Source organism: Clostridium sp. (assembly GCF_016650035.1).
Lineage (GTDB): Bacteria > Bacillota > Clostridia > Clostridiales > Clostridiaceae > Clostridium_AD.
Map to the genome: position 1 here is coordinate 1 of NZ_JAENWM010000065.1, position 22,555 is coordinate 22,555.

A 22,555-nucleotide genomic window follows, 5' to 3' on the forward strand; every position below is an offset into this window, starting at 1 on the left:
GAAGTGTAGAGGGTGAATTTTGTACCACTAAGCTTTTAGGATGTAGAGAGGATCATTTAATTGGAGAAATTTAAGAACTAAAATATATTAATCAATAATTAATATATATAGCAGGAGAATAAAATTTTATGTTGAATAGTATAATAATATAAGATGGTTAGGAGGTGATTATGTGGAGGACTGTATTTTTTGTAAAATCGTAAAAAAGCAAATTCCTTGTGAGATAATTTACGAGGATGACAGCGTAATAGGATTTAAGGACATAAGTCCCCAGGCACCGGTACACGTTATAATTATTCCTAAGGTGCATATTTCTAACATCAACGATATAAGTGAAGATGAATCAGGTGTAATAGGTCATATATTTATTGCTGCAAAAAAAATTGCGAAAGACCTAGGGATTTCTGAAACTGGTTATAGAATTGTTTCTAATTGTGGAGAAAACGGGGGTCAAACTGTTCAACATATACATTTTCATTTATTGGGAGGCAGGATGCTTAAGTGGCCACCTGGCTAAGCAAGGATCAATTTTGAGAATGTTATGTTTCTAGCAATGATTTATGTGCAAATACATTTTATATGTTCAAAAATCAATGAAATTGTTGACATACTGTAAAATAGTGTTGTATAATAAAAAATGTGCTATTTAGGCCCCGCATTGGCTACTTTTAATGTAAATTGAATTGAGCTAGCGGAGGGAGGGATAATGATGTCAGAAATTAAAGTCGGAGACGATGAGACAATAGAGAACGCTTTAAGAAGGTTTAAGAAAAAATGTGCAAGAAGTGGAGTGCTTGGAGAAGTAAGGAAAAGAGAGCACTATGAAAAACCAAGTGTTAAAAAGAAATTAAAATCAGAAGCTGCGAGAAAGAGGAAATTCAAATAAAATTTTAAGAAATTGTAATTTTGTTAAAATACCTTCCTCAGCAGTTAACTAAATCAGAAATTTTAGAGTTAGTCAGAGAAATAGTGGTAAAATTGGGAACCAATAGCATGAAACGATGGGGAAAATTTTGTTTATCACATTGCCTTAAGTTATGGGCAGATCAATGGGTAAACTCTTTAGTTAAAAATATTATAATAAATAAGAGGCTCAGCTTTTGCTGGGTCTTTTTTGATTTCAAAAAATTATAAAATAAAAAAATGTAATTTCTTATGATTTTATTTCATAAATTTAATATGAAGTATTTTATGAGGTGATTAGATGGAAAATAAATTTTATAGGACAAAAGAGACCATAGCTAACAAGTTGGAATTACCAAGAGATGTTATATTAGATTTACCCAAAATAACTATTTTGGCTAATAGCGAAATAAATATAGAAAATCATAGGGGTATAGTAATTTTTGAAGAAGATGTAGTGAAAATAAATTCCAATGTTGGTCCCATTTCAATATATGGTAAAAATTTTAAAATATTATTTATAGGGGGGAACACAATAACTTTAAGTGGTAACTTTAAGTCTATTGTGTATGAAAGCCATGAATGATTTTAAAAAATATAAAAAAGGTATAATCACAATGGAAATTGGATCATTAATCCCAGAAAAATTTATAAATTTGTTATGGAGAAATGGTATTGTAGTTAAAAATATAAAGAAGATTAATATTACAACTATAGTTTTACAAGTGAAATTAAGTGACTATAGTGAAATTAGCAGAGTGGCAAAACTGACAGACACAAGGATTAGAATTATAGGAAGAAGTGGATTGTCATTTTTTTTAATGAAAGTAAAAAATCGATCTGCACTTTTAATTGGAGGAATTCTTTTTGGGAGCATAATATATTATTTGTCTACATTTGTGTGGAACATAGAAATAAATACAGAACGATATATAAGTCCATATGAATTGCGTAATCAAATTAAAGGGCTTGGAGTAATACCTGGGCTTAGAAAGAAAAATATAGATATCTACGAAATTGAAAATAAACTTACAAAAATTAATGATGAAATAATGTGGATAAAAGTCAGGATTGAAGGCGCTAAACTAGTTGTTAATGTAATAGAAAGACAATCACCACCTGAAATAATTATAGATAATGCTCCTGCTAATTTAATAGCTAGTAAAGATGGTGAGATAGTTAGAGTTTTTACTACTGAAGGTACAGCCATTGTAATTAAAGGGGATATGGTACAAAAGGGTGATGTATTAGTTAAGGGTGAACAAGGTAAAGAAGGAAGTGTTTATTCTGTACATTCAGAGGGTGAGGTTATGGCAAAAACCTTCTACGAGGGGAAAAAAGAAGTACCAATAAACAATAAATCTAGGGTGAAAACAGGTAACAGTATAAGTAATTTATACTTTAATTTAGCAAATAAAAAAGTTTATCTTAAAAATAGCTTAATTCCTTATGCGAATTATGATAAAATAGACAATAGTGATAAATTTATAAAGAGCGAAATATATTATGAAGTCGAGGAAAAAAATATACCTGCGAATGTTATTGAATTAGTAGATGAAATGTATTCTGATATCCTAAGGGATTTAGACAAAAATGTTCAGATTAAAGATAAAATTTCAGATGTGAAAAAGGTAGAAGATAAGTATATTATAAGAGTAGTTGTAGTTGCAGAGGAGAACATTGGAGTAACTGAAGAAAATATTGGAGTAGAACAAAAATTACCTTAGAACAAAAACTGTTTGTTTTATAATTTACGGGAGAGAAAAAGGCGGGGACTTATTATGAAAAATATAAGAGGATTTGTTAACATTAAAAAGGCAAAACCATATTTGATTTTTATATTTACAGCAGTGGTGATGTTTTCAATTTTAGTAACAGCACTGGTTCCTAAAAAATACACTTTGTATGTAGGGGATATTGCAAATATAGATATAAAAGCACCTAGAGAAGTTGAAAATGAAATATCTACAGAAAGTAATAGAGCTAAGGCTATATCGCTTATAGATAAAAAAACAATTAAAATCCCAGCAAATAAGACGGCTATAGCAAATATTGCTAAATTATTTGAAGCAGTGCGCGAGCTAAATAATGTTGATATTACTGAATCAAGCAAAAAAAACAATGAGACTTTAGCTGTGAACCCGTTATCAGAAGAAGAAAAAATATCAATACTTAAAGAAAAGAAATTAATTCAGGATTTACCCTATGAAAGCTATCAAATTCTAGTGAATTTAGATGCTAAAGGGGCAGAAGATTTACAAGAATTCCTTAAAAAAACAATGACAACTGTATATAATATTACTACAATAAATGAAAATAAGCCTGAAGAAATTAAAGTGGCTCAAGGTATTGTTGCTACAGAATTTAATAACTCCAATTTTATTAAGGAGATAAGAGAAGTAGGAATGTCAATTGCAAATGTACAGGTGTTTCCTAATACAACATACGATCAGGAGACAACAGAGGCATTAATACAAGAGGCGAGTGAAAGTGTTAAACCAGTAATGATTAAAAAAGATCAAATCATTGTAAAGGAGGGAGAACCAATAACCTCTGAACAAAAGGCGCTGTTAGAGTCACTCGGACTTCTAAACAATGCGGGTAATTTTGAATGGCCCTTGTATTTAAGCTTAGCGGGGCTTGTTTGCGTAGTACTATTACTTCAATGGTTTTATTTATATAAGTATCATCCACAAGTTTTTAATGATATAAAGAAGTTAATCATGCTTAATACTCTTAGTATAATCGCTATACTACTGGCTCGAATATTAGGCATAATCTCATTGTATGTAATTCCATTGGCTTGTATACCGATGCTTATGACTATTTTAATTAATGATGAAGTAGCAATTGCGGTAAATATTCTTAACTGCATTTTAATTAGTGTTGCAGTTAAATTTAATCCTGAAATTACAATACTTGCTGTACTAAATTCTATTGCTGCTGTTATGCTACTCAAAAAAATGCAACAAAGAAATGATATATTATATTCATCTATATATATTGGAATGATAAACCTAGCTATGTATCTTTCTATGGGATTTCTTTTAAGTAATAGTATTGTTGAGGTTTTTAAAAAGGCAGGCATGGTGTGTCTTGCAAGCGTTTTATCTGGAATTCTTGCTATAGGGTTTTTACCGTTTTTCGAAAGTTTGTTTGATGTAGTGACTACAGTAAAACTTTTAGAACTATCAAACCCTAATCACCCACTCCTGAAAAGATTACTTCTAGAAGCTCCTGGCACTTATCACCATTCTGTACTTGTAGGTAACCTCTCAGAGGTTGCAGCAGAAACGGTTGGAGCTAATGCTGTTATTGCAAGGGTGTCCTCCTACTATCACGATATTGGAAAGATAAAGAGACCTTATTTTTTTAAGGAAAATCAATTAGGAAATGATAATCCACATGATAAAATAACTCCAAATCTAAGTACACTTATAATTATTTCTCATGTGAAGGATGGAATAGAACTTGCGAAAGAATTTAAAATACCTAAGGTTATTCAAGATGTTATTAGTCAGCACCATGCAACGACCACAGTCAAGTACTTTTACGTAACTATGAAAAATTCTAGTGATAAACCAGATGAAATTAAAGAAGAAGATTTTAGATACCCTGGGCCAAAGCCTGAAAGCAAGGAAGCAGCAATTATAATGCTAGCAGATGCAGTAGAGGCCGCAGTGAGATCTCTCTCAAATCATACACCGGGTAAAATTGAGGAAATGGTAAATAACATAATAAAAAATAGGCTTAATGATGGCCAAATGGATAATTGCGATTTAACACTTAAAGATTTAGATAAAATAAGGAAAGCCTTCTTAAAAGTGCTTTCAGGAATATACCACGAGCGAATAGAGTATCCTTCAGATAAATGGGAAAAGGAAAAGGCGCGCGAGATTAAATAGGGAGTGGAAATTAATATGATTTTTATGGATAATAGGCAAAATAATATAGAAGTAACAAAGGAACTCAAAATCGCCATAAAGAATGTTATTGAATATACGTTGAGTGAGGAGAAACTACTTGTGGACAATGAAGTGAGTGTTATCTTTATTAATAATGAAGAAATTAGGGAGATAAATTTAAAACATCGTGGTATAGATGAAGTTACTGATGTGTTATCATTTCCTATGTTACATTATCCTGAAAACAAGGTATTTAAAGAGGTGTATACAAATTACAAATTTGATCAAAATGATTTATATGATGGGAAATTAGTTGTAGGAGATGTTGCACTATCACTAGAAAAAGCAAAGCAGCAAAGTGAAGAATTCGGACATTCATTTATTCGTGAATGCGCTTATCTTACAGTGCATTCAATGCTTCATCTTTTAGGTTACGATCACATAGAGGAAGCACAGAAAAATATTATGAGAAAAAGAGAAGAAGAAATACTCGGTACTTTTAAAATATATAGATAAAAGATTTGAAGGTGGTTAGGCATGAAAGTTAAAAAATTAATTGATAGTTTGAATTATGCTATAGAAGGAATAATATACTCAATTCGTACGCAAAGAAATATGAAGATACATATGCTAGTCACAATATTAGTCCTTACTGCTACATTTTTTTATGATTTGTCAAGAATAGAGCTTTTGATTATAACAATGACTATAACACTAGTTATCGTGGCTGAAATGATAAATACTGCAGTAGAATGTGCCATAGATGCCACAACAAATTTTTATCACCCATTAGCAAAAATCGCTAAAAATGTGGCTGCTGGTGCAGTACTGGTAACTGCTATAAATTCACTACTGGTGGGTTATGTAATATTTTGGGAAAGATTGACTCCATTTAATAAGTCTGTAATGTCAAAGATTAAAAAATCTGACACTGACACGACCTTTTTTATTCTAGTTATAGTTTGTATTGCAGTTGTAGTAGTTAAAGCAATTTATGGTGAAGGAACTCCACTTAAAGGTGGTATGCCAAGCGGTCATTCTACCATAGCTTTTTCAGTAGCAACAGCGATAACATTATTAACCCCTGAGCCTTTAATTATGGTTTTATCTTATTTTATAGCTGTAATTGTTGCACAAAGTAGGGTTGATTCAGAAATCCATTCTATCCTAGAAGTAATTTTTGGCGGTATTTTTGGGACGTTATTAACATTACTCTTGTTTAAAGCTTTAGGATAATAATTTTTTAATTTAATTGAAATACTGATAATTAGTGATATAATTGATATACGTGATTTTTCACTGTTATTTATTTTAACGTGATTTAAATTAAATATATAGGGGTGCTCTAATGAATTATAAAAAGCTTGCTAAGATTGCAATAGATGCTAGAGAAAATGCATATGTGCCATACTCGAAATTCAAAGTAGGCGCTGCAGTTATAACTGAAGATGGCTCAATATATACAGGGTGTAATATAGAAAATGCTTCTTATGGTGCTACTAATTGTGCTGAAAGAACTGCGATTTTTAAAGCTGTGTCTGAGGGACACAGAAAAATTAAAGCGATAGCAGTAGTAGGGGATATGTCAACGAATACTTATCCATGTGGTATTTGCAGACAAGTCATAGTAGAATTTGCCACAAGTGATATCCAAATCATATTAGTAAAAGATGAAGATAACTATATAATAAAGACTATGGAAGAAATATTACCAGGTGCTTTTACTAAAGAAAGCTTACTGAAGTAAGAATTTACTAAAGTAAAAACAAATTACAAATGATAACCACAAGGAGGATATATGTTTAAATCAGGATTCGTATCTATTATCGGAAGGCCTAATGTAGGAAAGTCTACATTAATGAATTATATTATGGGGGAAAAATTATCAATTGTGTCTAATAGGCCCCAAACTACAAGAAACAACATACAAACTATTTTAACTACTAAAGAATCTCAAATAATATTTGTGGATACTCCAGGAATGCATAAACCTAGACATAAACTAGGAGAATATATGGTTAAAGTAGCCAAACAATCCACAGATGCAGTAGACGTTATATTATTTATAACTACACCAGGTGATGAAATTGAACCAGGGGATATGCATATTCTTGAAGATTTAAAAGACACTAAGATACCGGTTTTTTTATTAGTCAATAAGATTGATGAAAATACACAGGAGAGGGTAGCTAAAACTATTAAGTCTTATTCTGAATATTTTAACTTTAAAGAAATAATACCAATAGCTGCCATTAAAGGTAAAAATGTTGATATAGTTACCAAACTTTTAGCAGAGCTTATGCCAGAAGGACCGCTATATTATCCAGAAGATATGATTACAGATCAGCAAGAGAGGTTTATTATAACCGAGATAATAAGAGAGAAAGCTCTTAAATTATTATCTCAAGAGGTACCTCATGGAATAGCAATAGAAATTATTTCTATGAAAAGAGACAAAAATAATTTGTACAATATTGAAGTTAATTTATTATGTGAAAAGGATTCACATAAGGGCATTATAATTGGGAAAGGTGGAAAGACCCTTAAGCAAATTTCCACTTATTCAAGACAAGATATAATGAAATTCTTAGGTGAAAAAGTATACTTAAGATTATGGGTAAAGGTAAAGAAAGAATGGAGAGACACTTCAAGTATTCTCAAAGAACTTGGATATAAATAGGGGATGATGTTCTGTCTATTTTAAAAACTAGAGCTATTGTTATAAAAACACAAGAGTTTAAAGAATCTGATAAGCTTGTTTGGCTTTTTACTGAAGAGTTTGGAAAAATAACAGCCATAGCAAAGGGAGCAAGAAAAAACAAAAGCAAATATATATCATCCACATTACCTTGCTCATATGGAGAATTTGTACTTTTTAAAGGCAAAAATTTATATACAATAAATGAAATTACAATAATAGATTCTTTTCAACAATTATTAAGGGACTTAGATACAATTACCTATGCCTCTTATTTTGTTGAATTAATTGATATTGCAATGGAAAACGAGGACGTTAATAAGGAACTTTTTAAAGAGCTAGTCACTGCTTTTTATTTTATAAAAAATGACGTTATGGATATAGAGGTTTTAGCCAGAGCTTTCGAAACAAAACTGCTGAGAGCAACAGGTTACGGACTAAATTTTAGTAAGTGTGTTAGATGTAGAAAAGAAATAACCATATCTAATAATATTGATTTGCAATCTTATGGACCTATATGCAAAAATTGTGAAAAGTCAAACAGTATATATATATCAAACCCTACATATAATACATTAAAATTCTTAAATAATTTTGGGATGGATAAAATTAATAGAATAGTTGTATCGAAAACATCAAAGCTTGAGTTATACAAATTTTTATCTTTTGTTATTTCTCAAAATTATACTAGAAAGCCAAGGAGTTTAGAAATGTTCGATTATTTAAATGCATACAAAAATTAATAATTATTTTAAACAGAGTACAAATTATTAGGAGGAGGATTTTAATGGAAGAAATTACACTAGAAAAGATTGACATAATCAAAGAGCGTACAGGGGTTTCATATACTGAGGCTAAAGAAGCGCTACAAGAATGTGATAGCAATGTAGTTGATGCACTAATTTACATCGAAGCAAAACAAAAGAAATATCCTATATTTAATATGGATGAAGTATATACTACCAAAGAAGATTTTATTGTATGGATAAAGGATACTGTAAAAAAAGGCAATGTAACTAGGATAAAAATTAAAAAAGATGAAACAGTAGTTATAGATATACCTGTTAATGCTGGTATTGCTGCAGGAATGTTTGCACTAATATACCCAGCACTTATTGGTATTGGGATATTAACAGCAGTACTTACAAAGGTTACTATTGAGATAACTAAAGCAGACGGATCTGTTGAAGTAGTTAATACTATTATCAAAAACACAGTAGAAGACTTAAAGTGCAAAATGAATGATATAAGTGAAGATGTAAAAGAAAAATATACCGATACAAAAGGTAGTTTTAGTAAAGGTGATAAAAGCAGTAAGGGTAGCGATGATGAAAATGTATACCAATATACTGTAAAATTTGATAAAAAAGCAGAAAAAGAATCAGAAATAGAAGAAGAAAAGGAAAAAGAGGAAGAATAAATTTCCCTATAAAACAGCTAGCAACTAATGTTGCTGGCTTTTTAAAAGGAGAATTATTCGTAGTACATAAGCATACGAATAATTTTCATGAGATATTCTAAAACGTTAAAAGAATCTACATTTTATTGTAATAATGTGGTATAATGTTTCAAATGGTATGTAAGATTTTTCTATAAAATAAATTATGAAATCGTTTTTATTTAAAATATATACCATATTCAAAGCATTAAAATAGGAAGAAGGTGGAAGCAATAAAATTAACACCAAGACAAGATGAGATAATTAGATTAGTTAAAGAGAATCCACCTATAACAAGTGAAAAACTAGCTAATAAACTAGGGGTTACAAGAGCTGCACTAAGGCCAGATTTGGCCATACTAACAATGACTGGTATATTAGATGCAAGACCTAAGGTTGGATATGTCTATTCTAAGAAACCTTCTTATAGTTTAGTTTATGACTATATAAGAAATATTAAAGTTAATGAAGTAATGTCTAAACATGTAACGGCAACAGAAGAAACTATGGTTTATGATGCAATAGTACATTTGTTTTTAAATGATGCAGGTACACTATTTGTAAATAATAATGGCAATTTAGTGGGAGCTGTTTCAAGAAAAGACTTCCTTAAAATGTCGATGGGTGGAACAGATATCCACAAGGTACCTTTAGGAATTATAATGACTAGAATGCCAAACATAGTGTTTGTTGAAAAAGAAGATAGTGTTTATTTGGCCGCACAAAAAATTATAGAACATGAAGTAGACAGTCTGCCTGTTATAGAGAGAAAATTTGAAAATGGCAGAGAAGTTTTAAAAATTGTGGGCAAAGTGTCTAAAACTAATATTACAAGATTGTTTGTGAAAATGGGTGAAAATGGTTAATAACCATTATCATATATAATTTAGAATCGAAGGAGTTGTATACAAATGGATTACAAAAAGTATGTTTATCTTTTTAGTGAAGGCAATGCTTCAATGAAAAACCTTCTAGGCGGAAAAGGTGCAAACCTTGCCGAGATGACTAACCTTAAAATCCCAGTACCACAGGGATTTACAGTTACTACTGAAGCATGTAATAAATACTATGAAGATGGTCAATTAATTGCATCTGAAATTATTAGTGAAATTAATTCGAAAATGGCTGAACTTGAAAAAATCACAGGAAAGAAGTTTGGTAGTTTAGAAAATCCATTACTCGTATCAGTTAGATCTGGCGCAAGAGCTTCAATGCCTGGTATGATGGATACAATTTTAAATCTAGGGTTAAATGATGAAACAGTAGAGGTTATGGCAAATTTAACAAATAACCCGAGATTTGCTTATGATTCTTACAGAAGATTTATCCAAATGTTTGCTGACGTTGTTATGGACGTTGAAAAAAGAAACTTTGAAAACATAATGGATAAGATGAAAGAAGAAAAAGGTGTAAAATTTGATACAGAACTTGACGCTAATGATTTGAAAATATTAGTTAAAGAGTTTAAAGCATTTTATAAAAAAGATAAGGGCGAAGAATTTCCAAGTGATCCAGCAAAGCAACTAATAGATGCTATTTCAGCAGTATTTAGATCATGGGATAATCCTCGTGCTAATGTATATAGAAGACTTAATGATATTCCAGGTAATTGGGGAACTGCAGTAAGTGTTCAAGAAATGGTATTTGGTAATAAAGGAGAAACGTCAGGAACTGGTGTTGCTTTTTCAAGAAATCCATCTACTGGAGAAAAAGGAATATATGCTGAGTACTTAATGAATGCACAAGGTGAAGACGTTGTTGCAGGAATAAGAACGCCAAATGATATATCACAACTTCACGAAGATATGCCAAAAGTTTATGCTGAATTCATGAGTATTGTTAATACTCTTGAAAATCACTATAAAGATATGCAAGACATGGAGTTTACAATTGAAGATGGCAAATTATACTTCTTACAAACAAGAAATGGTAAGAGAACTGTACAAGCTGCACTTAAAATCGCAGTAGAACTTGTTGAAGAAGGGATGTTAACACAAAAGGAAGCTGTTATGAAGGTTGAACCTAAACAATTAGATACATTACTTCATCCTAATTTTGATACAGAAGAATTAAGAAAATCGAAAGTAATAGCTAAAGGACTTCCAGCATCTCCAGGAGCTGCTTGTGGTAAAGTATATTTTACAGCAGAAGATGCTAAAACTAAACATGAAGCAGGAGAAAAAGTTATTCTTGTAAGGCTTGAGACTTCACCAGAAGATATAGAAGGCATGATAGCTGCAGAAGGTATCTTAACAGTAAGAGGAGGAATGACATCTCATGCTGCAGTTGTTGCAAGAGGAATGGGAAGATGTTGTGTTGCTGGCTGCGGAGATATAAAAGTTAATGAAGATGCTAGAAATTTTCAAATAGGAAAAACTATTTATAATGAAGGTGACTATATTTCTATGGATGGAAGTACAGGAAATATATATGCTGGAGCAATTAAAACAGTTGAACCTGAAATAAGTGGTTACTTTGAAATACTCATGGGCTGGGCTGATGGTATAAGAAGTTTAAAAGTTAGAACCAATGCTGATACTCCAAGAGATACAGCTCAAGCGGTTAAATATGGAGCAGAAGGTATAGGATTATGCAGAACAGAGCATATGTTCTTTGATGCTGATAGAATAATGGGCATAAGAGAAATGATAGTTGCTAAAGATGAAGCTAAAAGAAGGGTTGCACTAGATAAATTGTTACCAATGCAAAGAGAAGATTTTGTAGGAATCTATGAAGAGCTTGTGGAAAGACCTGCTACAATCAGATTCTTAGATCCACCACTACATGAATTTTTACCACATGATGATGGAGATATAAAAGAATTAGCAATTGAGATGGGAATAACTTTTGAAGATCTTAAAGCTACTGTTGAATCATTGCATGAATTTAATCCAATGATGGGCCATAGAGGATGTAGACTTGCAGTATCATATCCAGAAATAGCTGAAATGCAAACTAGAGCGGTTATTGAAGCTGCTATAGATGTTAAAACTAGAAAAGGATATAATATTGTTCCAGAAATAATGATTCCACTAGTTGGAGAAGTTAAAGAATTAAAATATGTTAAAGATATAGTGGTAAGGATAGCTGATAAAATTATAGCTGAGAGTGGCACCGATATGAAATATATGGTTGGCACAATGATAGAAATTCCAAGAGCTGCACTTACTGCTGATTTAATAGCAAAAGAAGCAGAATTCTTCTCATTTGGGACAAATGATTTAACACAAATGACTTTTGGATTTTCAAGAGACGATGCTGCAACTTTCTTAAAACATTATTATGAAAAGAAAGTTTATGAATTTGATCCATTCCAAAAACTAGATCAAATAGGAGTAGGCAAACTTGTTCAAATGGCTGCTGATCTTGGACGCAAAACTAGACCAAATATAAAACTTGGAATATGCGGGGAACATGGTGGAGAACCATCTTCTATTGAATTCTGTCACAATGTGGGACTTGATTATGTATCATGTTCACCATTTAGAGTTCCAGTTGCAAGACTTGCAGCTGCACAAGCAGAGATAAACAATCCAAGAAAAAAATAAAAAAAATAGTATATGCATAGCTTAAAAAGACTTATACAATGAGCTCTTGAGACTATCAGAACTTTAAAAACTATAAAAAGAATAGGGTATTGTAACTTAATTTCATTTTTGATTTTAAGTACAATGCCTTATTTTTTTAAAGTGAACAATATGAGAATTAGACGACGTAACTATTGAACTTAAAAGCACCATAGCCATCACAATTTAAGCCATTCAATCATATAATAAATTGGTTAACAATAATTTAGGAGAGATATATTTTGTATAATAATATGGATATTTATTATTCCCAACTATTCAGGCTAAGCTCGCTAGAGGATAAGGTAGTGGAAGCTATGAAGGCTGAAAGGCATGATAGAGTAAAATATCAGAGGATGATGGAAATGACTACTGACCCTGTGGTGATTAAACAGATTAAATTTGCTTATGATGATGAGATTAAGCATTATGGAATGTTTCAACAAATGTATTATCAACTTACAGGTGAAAAATTAGACATTCCTATACCAACCAATATAGAAAAATACAATGCTCTTATGGAAGCTGTACAAAGTAGTATTGAAGGAGAAAGTGAAGCTGTAGACCTTTATAGAGAAATTTATGCACTCATGACAAATAAGCAGATGAGAGATAAAATCTTTGAAATTATTACTGATGAACAGGAACACTTTGGAAGATTTATTTATCTGTACTCGATGCTAAAATAATATTAAATGCTAACATACTTAGAGAAATAATAAAAATACCATATTATTTAGTGAATTTTACGGTGTTTTACGTCGCAATACAAATAAATGACCTTAGATTGTAAGGCCATAGGTAAGAGAACTATTGCTTTTCCTTAACATCACAAGTCGAAATCCCTAAGATGTCACTAATAGGGCAATAATGAATCGAGCCGGTTATTATCGGTACGATGCCAATAATACCCCACCAGCTTCTGAAGTATAAACCTATAAGGGCGATTAATATGCCAATTACAATTCTAATAATTTGCTCGGTTCTACCAACATTACATTTCACTTGAATCACCTCAAAGTTATTTTGTCCAATATCTTTGAATTTAATGTAAATCATGAAGCGTAAACAAGAAATTACGTAATGTAATCTTAGCCTCTGTGTCTATTGTATTTTTAATATTACTTACTATTAATTTTATAGTTTCTCCTATTGTAAGTAGTTTCTACTATAACCCATCTCAGAAGACAGTAGGTGAATATACAAAAAAAATATATTTTGACTTAAAAGTTTTAACTGAATTAAGTTTACCAGTTTCTTATATTTATGCGTACCGAGAGTGAAGGCAAGCCTGTTGATTATTTGTCTGTCTTTAACCCTAATTTAAATGATGGGTCTATTAGTGGAGATAAAAATAAATACCCCTATTTACAATTGGTAGATTTTATGACAGTTGAAAATAATAGCACTTTAGAAGGGTTCCATAATGGTAAAAAAATAGAAAGTCGCTGAAATTCAGTGGCTTTCTATTTTATGTTAATTTAATTCTACGTTGAATTTATTTCCAATGTAATCTTTAAATTTGCATGCAAAATCTAATTGATAGTCATTTTTATTAGTTCCGTTATCTAAGAGGTGTATAAAGGCTTTTTTATTACATTTATTAACATTACCATAATAATCCCTTGATATTTTCCAATACCTTTGGGGAAAAGCTAAATAAACAAGGATATATTTATAATCATCCAAGGTTAAAGGTAAGATTTTATTGTAATTTTCTAAAAAACTTATTGCAATTTCCAAATCCCATTTTGTATTGTCTCTTTTTAATAGTCTTCGCAAACAATAGGAGATATCGTGGGCGCAATAATCATATCTACATTTATCAAAATCAATTACCCATATTTCATTAGTATTATCAAATATAATATTTTTATTAACATAGTCAAGGTGACACAAGGATTTAGTAAGGTTATTTGTGTCCATGGTGCAGGCAATATCTGTAGAGTACTTGGCTAGTTTAATGCTTGAATCAAAATGCCTAAGGTATAGATTTGAAAATGAATCATTATATTTATAAGCTAAATTAGAAAATTTAAGGAGACCTATATAATGTTTATATATGGAAGTACTAAGGGAACCGTAATCTTCTTTTATAGAACTGCCGCATATAGGTTTGAAGTTTATACTTGTTTTGTGCATATTTGCAAGGTTGCTTCCACAAGCTAATATATGATTAATATTATCATAATCACATTTGATGCCATTAACCCAAGGGGTAAGTATAAATAGCATATTACTATAGTTTACAAATCTACTATTAGTGTTTGTGGGAAGTATACGAGGTACATTAATATTATTTCTATATAGCCATTCTATAGCCGAATATACAAATAATAAATCTTTCACTGGGTAATAAACTTTCTTTAAACAGTAGCATTCGTCAAAGTATTGTACTTTATATACAGCTCTTTGTTTGTCAGTATCTTTAAATTTAATTTGTGTTATATCAGCATTAGCTAAGTTATATTGTGGGAGGATGTATTTTTTTACGTTTGCTTCGGATAATAAAGCTATGTTATTAAAGTTTTTAACTGTGGAGGGCATATCAACGCTCCTAAAAAATTATTACATTATTAGAATATTAATAAACTATTAATATTATTCGTTTAATATAAAAAAAAGGGAAATTAATTTAATTTGTAGAATACTAACTAAGACGATTAAAATAAATAAGGAGCGTGAATACTATTAATTTTCATTAGCCCTAAAATAAAAACAATATAGTAACTTTATATATAGTCTTAAATTCAGGAGGTAATTATGAATATTCGTCAAAGAATAGAAGCGAGTGAAGATAAGAACATTATACGTTATGGGGCATTATCTTTAAACTCAAAGGGCCGGAGTGTATTAGAAGATGAGGATGAGGTAAGAACCTGCTATATGGTGGATAGGGATAGGATAATACATAGCAAGTCATTTAGGAGACTGCAACATAAAACTCAAGTATTCATAAAAACCAGCAGTGATCACTATAGAACAAGATTAACACATACTTTAGAAGTTGCACAGATAGCTAAAACTATAGGCCGAGGTATAGGATTAAATGAAGACTTGATAGAAGCTATTGCTATAGGGCATGATATAGGGCATGTAGCCTTTGCTCATAATGGAGAAGAGGTTCTGAATAATGTTTTGCCAGGTGGATTCAAACATAACGAAAATAGCATCAGGGTGCTGACAAAGATCGAAAAATCTGGAAAGGGGCTTAATCTAAGTGCGGAAGTACTAGATGGAATTCTTCATCATAGTGGTTTTTCTAAGGGATATGGAAAAGCTTTTACTTTAGAAGGTCAGGTTGTAAGATATAGTGACAAGATTGCATATGTTAATCATGATATTGATGATTCTATAAGGGCGGGGCTATTAGTGGACTCAATGCTACCTAAAAGGTCTATTGAAATTTTAGGAGCAAGTCATAGCAAACGCATAAACACTTTAGTTGTGGACTGCATTTACAATACATTAGATAACTTAGATAGAGGGTCTATAGGCGTTTCACTTAGTGAAGATATTGGATGGGCATTGGGTGATTTACGTAACTTTATGTTTAATAATATATATAAAGGTGAAATGTTAAAAGAAGAAAGGAAAAAGGCACAATTCGTGTTAACTCAAGTTTACACATATTACTATAATAATCCACAGACTATGCCAGAAGTTTATAAAAACATAGTCAAGAATGAAGGATTAAATATAGGAGTAGCAGATTATATTTCAGGTATGAGTGATGATTATTGTTTAATGCTGTTTAATAATTTGTTTGTGCCTAAGGTTGGTATTTATTAATTTTAATTTATAAATAAAAAAATAAAAATTATCTTTATTGAAGGAAATTTTTGTTTTATAAAGAATATATTACATGAAAAAAATATTTTTTTAAAAAATATTGGATTTTAAAGAGGACAAAACAGTTTTTTGTCGAATAAAAATATATTGTGAATTTAAATAAGTAAGGTGGTAATAAACTATTGATTGCTGAAGATGTCATCCGGAAAATAAAAGAGCAAAATGATATTGTGGATGTTATATCTGAAAGAGTTAAGCTTAAAAGAACAGGAAGAAACTATATTGGTCTTTGTCCTTTTCATAATGAGAAGAGTCCTTCGTTTACAGTATCGCCTGAAAAACAAATATATAAATGCTTTGGGTGTGGAGAAGCTGGAAATGTAATTAGTTATATTATGAAGGATAGGAACACAACTTTTCCTGAGGCTGCAAGGATACTCGCTGAAAGAGCTAACATTACTATAGATTTAGAAAGTGAACAAAGTAATGTGCAAAAAGACACCTATAATAAAATGTACAATATTAATGTAGAAGCAGCTAGGTATTTTTATAATAATTTAAGAAAGGATAAAGAGGCTGGATTATATTTCACCAAAAGAGGTATAACAGAGACTACTATGAAAAAGTTTGGTTTGGGGTTTTCCTTCGATGAATGGCATGGCCTTTTATCATACTTGAAAAATAAAGGTTATTCTGAATTAGATTTGTACAGTGTAGGATTAATTATAAAAAGTCCTAAAGGTTCCTATTATGATAGATTTAGAAATAGAATAATGTTTCCAGTGTTTGATTATAGGGGTAAAGTCATCGGATTTGGAGGAAGAGTTTTAGATGATTCAAAACCTAAGTATTTAAATTCACCTGAGACTCCATTGTTTTATAAAGGGCTAAACCTTTATGGACTTAATTTTGTAATCAAAAACAATAAATCTAGAACAATAATAATAGTAGAGGGATATATGGATTGTATTTCACTTCATCAGTATGGATTTTCAAATGTTGTTGCATCCCTTGGTACCGCACTTACTATTAATCAATCAAAATTATTAAAAAAGTATGTAGATACGGTAATTATTTCATTTGATGCTGATATTGCAGGTGAGGCAGCAACACTAAGAGGACTTGAGTTATTAAGAAATGAAGGTTTTGACTTAAGAGTGCTTATAGTACCAAAAGGTAAGGACCCTGATGAATATATAAAAATGAGTGGGAAAGAGGCTTTTCAAAAATTAATTGATGAAGCGCTTCCTCTAATAGATTATAGGATTAAAAGAGCCGGTGATGGAATAATTTTTTCGAATAGTGAAATGATAATACAGTATGCGAAAAAGATCACTGAAATTATTATAGATTTAGATCCTGTTGAAAAAGATGTCTACATAAAAAAGATTTCTGAGCAAACGGGGATCAAAGAACAAGCAATATATGACTTATTAAGAGAAGAAATCAACAAAAACACAAATAAAATGAAAAAAATGAATACACATCAGGATTTTGGACAAAAATTATATTTAGAACTAGCTTATATTAAGGCTGAAAGAAATTTATTGAAATTTATGTTTATAGACCAAGAAAATTGTGATTATATTACAAATAATATGTCAATTGAACAATTAGTACTTCAAAGTCATAAAATCATATATTCATTAATTGTTGAGTTTAAAAGCTTATCAAAAGATGAAAAAATTAAAAATATAGAATTTAGATGTACTGATATAGAGTGCACAAAAGAATGGATAAACATTATTGAAATTGAGTTTGATGGGGAAGAAGAGGACTATAAAAAATTTATAAATGACTGTATTAAGGAGTTAAAAAAATTCAAGTTAGAGGAGTCGAAAAAAGAAATTATGAATAAAATCAAAGAATATGAATCAAACGGTTTGCTAGAAGAATCTATAGTGCTTGCACAAAAACTTTTAGATCTTCAAAAAGATATAAAGAAGTTACGTTAATTAGAAAGGAGGTAATAAGATGAAGGATAAAGCTGCAAAAATGTCTATAACCAAAAAACTTATTGAAAAAGGTAAGAAAAAGGGATCCTTAACTTATAAAGAAGTAATGGATGAACTTTATGAAATAGATTTAACGCCAGAACAAATAGAAAAGGTTTATGAAGTTTTAGAATCAATGGAAATAGATGTTGTTGGGAATATGCATAATGTTCCAGCAGGTGTAGGAGATAAGTCCCAGACTGAACCAGAAACTGAAGAATTAGATGTTAGTATACCAGAGGGTATATCTATAGATGACCCTGTTAGAATGTATTTAAAAGAAATTGGTAAAGTTCCACTTTTAACATCCGCTGAGGAAGTTGATCTTGCCAAAAGAAACGAAGAGGGAGATCTGGCTGCCAAGAAGAAGCTTGCAGAGGCTAATTTAAGACTGGTGGTAAGTATAGCTAAGAGATATGTTGGGAGAGGAATGCTGTTCCTAGATCTTATTCAAGAAGGTAATTTAGGACTAATAAAAGCTGTAGAAAAATTTGACTACAGAAAAGGATATAAATTTAGTACTTATGCTACTTGGTGGATTAGGCAAGCTATAACTAGAGCTATAGCTGACCAAGCAAGAACCATAAGAATACCTGTTCATATGGTTGAAACTATAAATAAGCTTATTAGAGTTTCAAGACAATTACTCCAGGAACTTGGACGGGAACCTCAACCGGAGGAAGTTGCTGAAATTATGGAAATGCCTGTAGGAAAAGTTCGTGAAATTATGAAAATAGCACAAGAACCAGTATCTCTTGAAACTCCTATAGGAGAAGAAGAAGATAGTCATTTAGGTGATTTCATTCCTGATGATGATGCTCTTGCACCAGCAGAAGCTGCTGCATTTACAATGCTCAAGGAGCAATTAATAAACGTTCTAGATACACTTACTCCAAGAGAAGAGAAAGTTTTAAGATTAAGATTTGGACTAGATGATGGACGCGCAAGGACACTTGAGGAAGTTGGAAAAGAATTTAACGTAACTAGGGAAAGAATTAGACAAATTGAAGCTAAAGCACTACGTAAATTAAGACATCCAAGTAGAAGTAAGAAGTTAAAGGATTATTTAGATTAAACACCTTATATAAGGTGTTTTTCTTTAATCGGTGCCAGTATATGGAAAAACATTTACAAGAGAGATTCCAATATGCTATAATATGCATTGAGAAGGTGATTAAATGGATAGTTTTGTATCAAAGCATGGACGTGGACTGGGGTTTATACTGTTGATGACGGCATTATATAATATATTAATAATTATATTGCTTCAAATTAATAACTCATATATAGTGGCTAGCATATTAGGAATAATACTGTGGGCATTCAATATATATGGAGTATATTACATCATACTTTATTCGACAACTAAATGCATTATTGATGACCAAAATCTCACGATTTGTGCCATTTGGTCATTAAAGAAAATAACAGTGCCATTAAATGAAGTTGAAGGATATGCTAAATCAACTGGTGAAATTAAAGGAGTTAAGATTTATGGGATGGCCTCTAGTAGCTTTGCAATGGGGAAATTCGTAATTGATAAAATAGGTATTTCTAGAATGTTCGTTACAGATAATAAAAAAATATTTTATATAAAAACTAAATATATGAATTATGGAGTGTCACCTCTAGATTATAAAAAATTTGAGGAACAGTTGGTAGGTCATGATATACAGGTAGTAGAGTGGAAATGTAAAGTTAATAACAGTTATAATCTACATAAAGATAAGCATTTTATTTTACCTTTAATAGGAGTAAGTATAGTAATACTGATTTTGACTCTAAATCCATTTATATTATATTTAAAAGATAATATACCTAGTGTTATGCCCTTAAGTTTTGATGCGAAATTTAACCCAGTAAAATTGGGTACAGGAAAGCAATTTGCGTTTACCCAAATGATTTATGGTGTATTAAATATGGTCTTACTATTCTGTATGTATTATGCAAGTTATTTTTGCGCGAAATATGATAGAAAATCAGCATATAAGTATATTTATGTGTCATTAATTGTGGCAATGATATTTTTATTTATGCAGTTTAAAATATTAATTAATTTTAGATAAGGATGTAATTTATGGAACTCAGTATAAGATTAAAAGCAATTGTAAATATGATGGAGAAATCTGATAATATCATAGATGTAGGCACGGATCATGGGTATGTACCTATTTATTTAGTTCGAAATGGTGTTATAAAGGGTGCCATTGCTTCAGATATAAATAGTGGACCCGTTGAGAAGGCTAAAAAAAATATTCTTAAAAATAATGTGAGCCTTCAAATTAGTTGTAGACAGGGCAGTGGATTATCTACAGTTAAAGAGGGAGAAGTACAGGTAGCTATCATCGCTGGTATGGGTGGAAATTTAATAAGAGATATATTAGAGGCAGACCTTGCTGTTGTTAAAAAATTAAAATATGTAATACTTCAACCAGTTCAAAATGCTGAAGTTTTGAGAGAGTATTTGTATACCACCGGATATGATATTCAAAAAGAAGATATTTGTCTTGAGGATGGAAAGTTTTATGAAATTATTAAGGCTAAATATAATACTGTACCAGTAGTATTAGATAGCATATATTATGAGATAAGTAAAACATTATTGGATAAAAAACAACCAGTAATGCAAGAGTTTATAGAATATAAATTAAAAAAATACTCAAAAATATATAATACATTAAATGAGAGTACAAAGACAGCTAAAAATAGAAAGATGCAACTGTATCATGTAATAAAGACACTTAAGGAGTTCTTAAAATGATTTTAAAAGTAGAAACTATTCACAATATTATGGAAGAATATGCTCCAGCTATCCTAAGTGAAGATTATGATAATGTTGGACTAATGGTTGGGGATAGAGATGCAGAGGTTACAAAAATTTTAATTGCATTAGATTGTACAATAGATGTAATTCGTGAGGCAGTGGACACGGGATGTAATTTTATATTGACTCATCATCCTCTTCTTTTTAATAAACCTAAGTCAATAACTAGTGATACATTAATAGGTAAGAAAATAATAGAACTTATTAAAAATAATATTGCTCTTTATGCAAGTCACACAAATTTAGATTCAGTTAAAGGTGGCCTTAATGATATAGCCACAGAAATGTTAGGATTTAATGAAAGCAAGGTAATGGAGTCATCAATAATTCCAGGTTATGATAATGGATATAATGGATATAATGGTATTGGACGTCTAGTTACTTTAGATAATCCTATTTTATTAATTGACTTGTGTGAAAAGGTTAAAAAAATCTTTAATGCCAAGCAAATTAGGTATGTAGGAGAGGATAATAGGGTAATTAAAACTATTGCTATCATAAATGGTAGTGGGGAAGATTTTTTTGAGATGGCGAGAAAGTTTAAAGCAGATTGCATAATTACAGGGGATACAAAATATCATGGTGCTTGTGATCTTAAAGAGCAAGGCACATCATTAATTGATGCTGGTCATTTTATAACAGAGTGGATTCCTTTTCAAATTTTCGGAAAAATTTTTCGGAAAAAGCTACGAGATAATGGTTATTGCAATGAGGTGCTAATTTCAAAAGGTACTGTGGATACTTATAAGTTTATATAATCAATGGATTAAAATACTATTTGATTTTTAGTCTATAGTATGTTATTATAACTCTTGTGAGTAAGCCAGACAATCACTGCTGAATGCTGTTTTACAGTAAGTCAGGAGAGGAAAGTCCGAGCTCCATAGGGCAGGGTGCTGGGTAACCCCCAGTGAAGGTAACTTTAAGGAAAGTGCAACAGAGATATACCGCTAAAGGTATTCTTATAGTTTAGCTTGCTAAGCTATTTGGATATACTAGCAAGGATGGAAAGGCGAGGTAAGAGCTCACCAGCGCAATGGCGACTTTGCGGCTATGTAAACCCCACTTGGAGCAAGATCGAATAGGAGAACATTTTGGGACGGCCCGTCTCGTTCTCGGGTGTATCGCTGGAGCCTATTGGTAACAATAGGCCTAGATAGATGATTGTCTAATACAGAACTCGGCTTATAGGTTTAGTCACACTATGGAAAACACTATGTTAACGCATGGTGTTTTTTTTATAGTTTGTAATTTTATATAAGTCTTTGGTGAACAAATGATTTAGATCTTCAAAAGAAAGATTTTTAAATAAATTAATGTTAAATTATGATTTAGGTGTAAATCCACAATAACCTATCTCATCACATCTTCTTTTCATATCATTCCAGATGTCTTTTCCTTGTATAGATTCTATTGCTGTAGGATATAGAATATA

General features: G+C 30.9%; 24 protein-coding genes, 1 other RNA gene and 1 pseudogene. 23 read left to right on the forward strand and 3 right to left on the reverse strand.

All coding sequences use genetic code 11. The features are described from left to right. Nucleotides 1-172 precede the first annotated feature (172 nt). The 15 genes from JJD95_RS14300 (at nucleotide 173) to JJD95_RS14365 (ending at nucleotide 13,199) form a co-directional block, all read left to right on the forward strand. Nucleotides 173-517: a histidine triad nucleotide-binding protein gene (locus tag JJD95_RS14300; RefSeq protein WP_291643703.1), complete on the forward strand. Its 345-nt coding sequence runs from the start codon at nucleotides 173-175 to the stop codon at nucleotides 515-517. 192 nt (nucleotides 518-709) lie between these two features. After that, nucleotides 710-886, forward strand: a complete 177-nt coding sequence (gene rpsU, locus JJD95_RS14305) for a 30S ribosomal protein S21 (protein WP_291643704.1) — start codon at nucleotides 710-712, stop codon at nucleotides 884-886. A 20-nt stretch (nucleotides 887-906) separates the two neighbouring features. Next, nucleotides 907-1,134: a GatB/YqeY domain-containing protein gene (locus JJD95_RS20110; RefSeq protein ID WP_367114830.1), complete on the forward strand. Its 228-nt coding sequence runs from the start codon at nucleotides 907-909 to the stop codon at nucleotides 1,132-1,134. 70 nt (nucleotides 1,135-1,204) lie between these two features. Then, a complete protein-coding gene (gene yqfC, locus JJD95_RS14310; protein ID WP_291643705.1) occupies nucleotides 1,205-1,489 on the forward strand; it encodes a sporulation protein YqfC in 285 nt (94 codons plus the stop codon). Further along, the gene (gene yqfD, locus JJD95_RS14315; protein ID WP_291643724.1) at nucleotides 1,473-2,630 is read left to right on the forward strand and encodes a sporulation protein YqfD; all 1,158 of its coding nucleotides are present in this window, start codon (nucleotides 1,473-1,475) and stop codon (nucleotides 2,628-2,630) included. The genes yqfC and yqfD overlap by 17 nt, the downstream gene beginning before the upstream one ends. A 54-nt stretch (nucleotides 2,631-2,684) precedes the next feature. Then, on the forward strand, nucleotides 2,685-4,808 hold the full coding sequence (locus JJD95_RS14320; RefSeq protein WP_291643706.1) for an HD family phosphohydrolase: 2,124 nt from the start codon (nucleotides 2,685-2,687) through the stop codon (nucleotides 4,806-4,808). A gap of 15 nt (nucleotides 4,809-4,823) precedes the next feature. Next, a complete protein-coding gene (ybeY, locus tag JJD95_RS14325; protein WP_291643707.1) occupies nucleotides 4,824-5,324 on the forward strand; it encodes an rRNA maturation RNase YbeY in 501 nt (166 codons plus the stop codon). A gap of 21 nt (nucleotides 5,325-5,345) precedes the next feature. Beyond that, complete coding sequence (locus tag JJD95_RS14330; protein ID WP_291643708.1) at nucleotides 5,346-6,044, forward strand: diacylglycerol kinase; 699 nt, start codon at nucleotides 5,346-5,348, stop codon at nucleotides 6,042-6,044. A 112-nt stretch (nucleotides 6,045-6,156) separates the two neighbouring features. Next, nucleotides 6,157-6,555 (forward strand): cytidine deaminase, encoded by a 399-nt coding sequence (locus JJD95_RS14335; RefSeq protein ID WP_291643709.1) that lies wholly within the window; start codon nucleotides 6,157-6,159, stop codon nucleotides 6,553-6,555. Nucleotides 6,556-6,606: 51 nt separating this feature from the next. Then, nucleotides 6,607-7,488, forward strand: a complete 882-nt coding sequence (gene era, locus JJD95_RS14340; protein WP_291643710.1) for a GTPase Era — start codon at nucleotides 6,607-6,609, stop codon at nucleotides 7,486-7,488. Then, nucleotides 7,485-8,249 carry a DNA repair protein RecO gene (gene recO / locus JJD95_RS14345; protein ID WP_291643725.1) on the forward strand — a complete coding sequence of 255 codons (765 nt, stop codon included), beginning with the start codon at nucleotides 7,485-7,487 and terminating at the stop codon, nucleotides 8,247-8,249. Before era ends, recO begins: the two co-directional genes overlap by 4 nt. A gap of 44 nt (nucleotides 8,250-8,293) precedes the next feature. Further along, nucleotides 8,294-8,926 (forward strand): DUF4342 domain-containing protein, encoded by a 633-nt coding sequence (locus JJD95_RS14350; protein ID WP_291643711.1) that lies wholly within the window; start codon nucleotides 8,294-8,296, stop codon nucleotides 8,924-8,926. A gap of 242 nt (nucleotides 8,927-9,168) precedes the next feature. Next, nucleotides 9,169-9,810, forward strand: a complete 642-nt coding sequence (locus tag JJD95_RS14355; RefSeq protein ID WP_291643712.1) for a helix-turn-helix transcriptional regulator — start codon at nucleotides 9,169-9,171, stop codon at nucleotides 9,808-9,810. Nucleotides 9,811-9,855: 45 nt separating this feature from the next. Beyond that, entirely contained in the window at nucleotides 9,856-12,492 is a 2,637-nt protein-coding gene (gene ppdK / locus JJD95_RS14360) for a pyruvate, phosphate dikinase (protein ID WP_291643713.1), read from the forward strand. A 260-nt stretch (nucleotides 12,493-12,752) separates the two neighbouring features. Continuing rightward, the gene (locus JJD95_RS14365) at nucleotides 12,753-13,199 is read left to right on the forward strand and encodes a ferritin-like domain-containing protein (RefSeq protein ID WP_291643714.1); all 447 of its coding nucleotides are present in this window, start codon (nucleotides 12,753-12,755) and stop codon (nucleotides 13,197-13,199) included. Between the two features lie 121 nt (nucleotides 13,200-13,320). Here JJD95_RS14365 and JJD95_RS14370 read toward each other — a convergent pair whose 3' ends face one another. Further along, entirely contained in the window at nucleotides 13,321-13,569 is a 249-nt protein-coding gene (locus JJD95_RS14370; protein WP_291643715.1) for a DUF2892 domain-containing protein, read from the reverse strand. 207 nt (nucleotides 13,570-13,776) lie between these two features. Between JJD95_RS14370 and JJD95_RS14375 the strand changes: the two genes are divergently transcribed. Next, nucleotides 13,777-13,962, forward strand: a complete 186-nt coding sequence (locus JJD95_RS14375; RefSeq protein WP_291643716.1) for a hypothetical protein — start codon at nucleotides 13,777-13,779, stop codon at nucleotides 13,960-13,962. 24 nt (nucleotides 13,963-13,986) lie between these two features. Here JJD95_RS14375 and JJD95_RS14380 read toward each other — a convergent pair whose 3' ends face one another. Then, nucleotides 13,987-15,057, reverse strand: a complete 1,071-nt coding sequence (locus tag JJD95_RS14380; RefSeq protein ID WP_291643717.1) for a CotS family spore coat protein — start codon at nucleotides 15,055-15,057, stop codon at nucleotides 13,987-13,989. A 216-nt stretch (nucleotides 15,058-15,273) separates the two neighbouring features. Between JJD95_RS14380 and JJD95_RS14385 the strand changes: the two genes are divergently transcribed. The 7 genes from JJD95_RS14385 (at nucleotide 15,274) to rnpB (ending at nucleotide 22,324) form a co-directional block, all read left to right on the forward strand. Further along, the gene (locus JJD95_RS14385) at nucleotides 15,274-16,302 is read left to right on the forward strand and encodes a deoxyguanosinetriphosphate triphosphohydrolase (protein ID WP_291643718.1); all 1,029 of its coding nucleotides are present in this window, start codon (nucleotides 15,274-15,276) and stop codon (nucleotides 16,300-16,302) included. 182 nt (nucleotides 16,303-16,484) lie between these two features. Continuing rightward, nucleotides 16,485-18,257 (forward strand): DNA primase, encoded by a 1,773-nt coding sequence (gene dnaG, locus JJD95_RS14390; protein ID WP_291643719.1) that lies wholly within the window; start codon nucleotides 16,485-16,487, stop codon nucleotides 18,255-18,257. Between the two features lie 19 nt (nucleotides 18,258-18,276). Further along, nucleotides 18,277-19,371, forward strand: coding sequence for an RNA polymerase sigma factor RpoD (gene rpoD, locus JJD95_RS14395; protein ID WP_291643720.1), 1,095 nt, complete (start codon nucleotides 18,277-18,279; stop codon nucleotides 19,369-19,371). A gap of 103 nt (nucleotides 19,372-19,474) precedes the next feature. Beyond that, nucleotides 19,475-20,362 (forward strand): PH domain-containing protein, encoded by an 888-nt coding sequence (locus tag JJD95_RS14400; RefSeq protein WP_291643721.1) that lies wholly within the window; start codon nucleotides 19,475-19,477, stop codon nucleotides 20,360-20,362. 11 nt (nucleotides 20,363-20,373) lie between these two features. Beyond that, nucleotides 20,374-21,057 (forward strand): class I SAM-dependent methyltransferase, encoded by a 684-nt coding sequence (locus JJD95_RS14405; protein ID WP_291643722.1) that lies wholly within the window; start codon nucleotides 20,374-20,376, stop codon nucleotides 21,055-21,057. Next, a complete protein-coding gene (locus JJD95_RS14410) occupies nucleotides 21,054-21,878 on the forward strand; it encodes a Nif3-like dinuclear metal center hexameric protein (RefSeq protein WP_291643723.1) in 825 nt (274 codons plus the stop codon). Before JJD95_RS14405 ends, JJD95_RS14410 begins: the two co-directional genes overlap by 4 nt. A 57-nt stretch (nucleotides 21,879-21,935) precedes the next feature. Next, an RNA gene (gene rnpB / locus JJD95_RS14415) (RNase P RNA component class A) lies at nucleotides 21,936-22,324 on the forward strand. Nucleotides 22,325-22,444: 120 nt separating this feature from the next. Here rnpB and JJD95_RS14420 read toward each other — a convergent pair. After that, nucleotides 22,445-22,555, reverse strand: a pseudogene (locus JJD95_RS14420) (DUF438 domain-containing protein); the annotation flags it as partial.

Coding starts and splice junctions, on each gene's coding strand:
- rpsU (WP_291643704.1), top strand. CDS start 710: ATGTCAGAAATTAAAGTCGGAGACGATGAGACAATAGAGAACGCTTTA.
- yqfC (WP_291643705.1), top strand. CDS start 1,205: ATGGAAAATAAATTTTATAGGACAAAAGAGACCATAGCTAACAAGTTG.
- yqfD (WP_291643724.1), top strand. CDS start 1,473: ATGAAAGCCATGAATGATTTTAAAAAATATAAAAAAGGTATAATCACA.
- JJD95_RS14320 (WP_291643706.1), top strand. CDS start 2,685: ATGAAAAATATAAGAGGATTTGTTAACATTAAAAAGGCAAAACCATAT.
- ybeY (WP_291643707.1), top strand. CDS start 4,824: ATGATTTTTATGGATAATAGGCAAAATAATATAGAAGTAACAAAGGAA.
- JJD95_RS14330 (WP_291643708.1), top strand. CDS start 5,346: ATGAAAGTTAAAAAATTAATTGATAGTTTGAATTATGCTATAGAAGGA.
- JJD95_RS14335 (WP_291643709.1), top strand. CDS start 6,157: ATGAATTATAAAAAGCTTGCTAAGATTGCAATAGATGCTAGAGAAAAT.
- era (WP_291643710.1), top strand. CDS start 6,607: ATGTTTAAATCAGGATTCGTATCTATTATCGGAAGGCCTAATGTAGGA.
- JJD95_RS14350 (WP_291643711.1), top strand. CDS start 8,294: ATGGAAGAAATTACACTAGAAAAGATTGACATAATCAAAGAGCGTACA.
- ppdK (WP_291643713.1), top strand. CDS start 9,856: ATGGATTACAAAAAGTATGTTTATCTTTTTAGTGAAGGCAATGCTTCA.
- JJD95_RS14370 (WP_291643715.1), bottom strand. CDS start 13,569: ATGATTTACATTAAATTCAAAGATATTGGACAAAATAACTTTGAGGTG.
- JJD95_RS14375 (WP_291643716.1), top strand. CDS start 13,777: ATGCGTACCGAGAGTGAAGGCAAGCCTGTTGATTATTTGTCTGTCTTT.
- JJD95_RS14380 (WP_291643717.1), bottom strand. CDS start 15,057: ATGCCCTCCACAGTTAAAAACTTTAATAACATAGCTTTATTATCCGAA.
- JJD95_RS14385 (WP_291643718.1), top strand. CDS start 15,274: ATGAATATTCGTCAAAGAATAGAAGCGAGTGAAGATAAGAACATTATA.
- rpoD (WP_291643720.1), top strand. CDS start 18,277: ATGAAGGATAAAGCTGCAAAAATGTCTATAACCAAAAAACTTATTGAA.
- JJD95_RS14400 (WP_291643721.1), top strand. CDS start 19,475: ATGGATAGTTTTGTATCAAAGCATGGACGTGGACTGGGGTTTATACTG.
- JJD95_RS14405 (WP_291643722.1), top strand. CDS start 20,374: ATGGAACTCAGTATAAGATTAAAAGCAATTGTAAATATGATGGAGAAA.
- JJD95_RS14410 (WP_291643723.1), top strand. CDS start 21,054: ATGATTTTAAAAGTAGAAACTATTCACAATATTATGGAAGAATATGCT.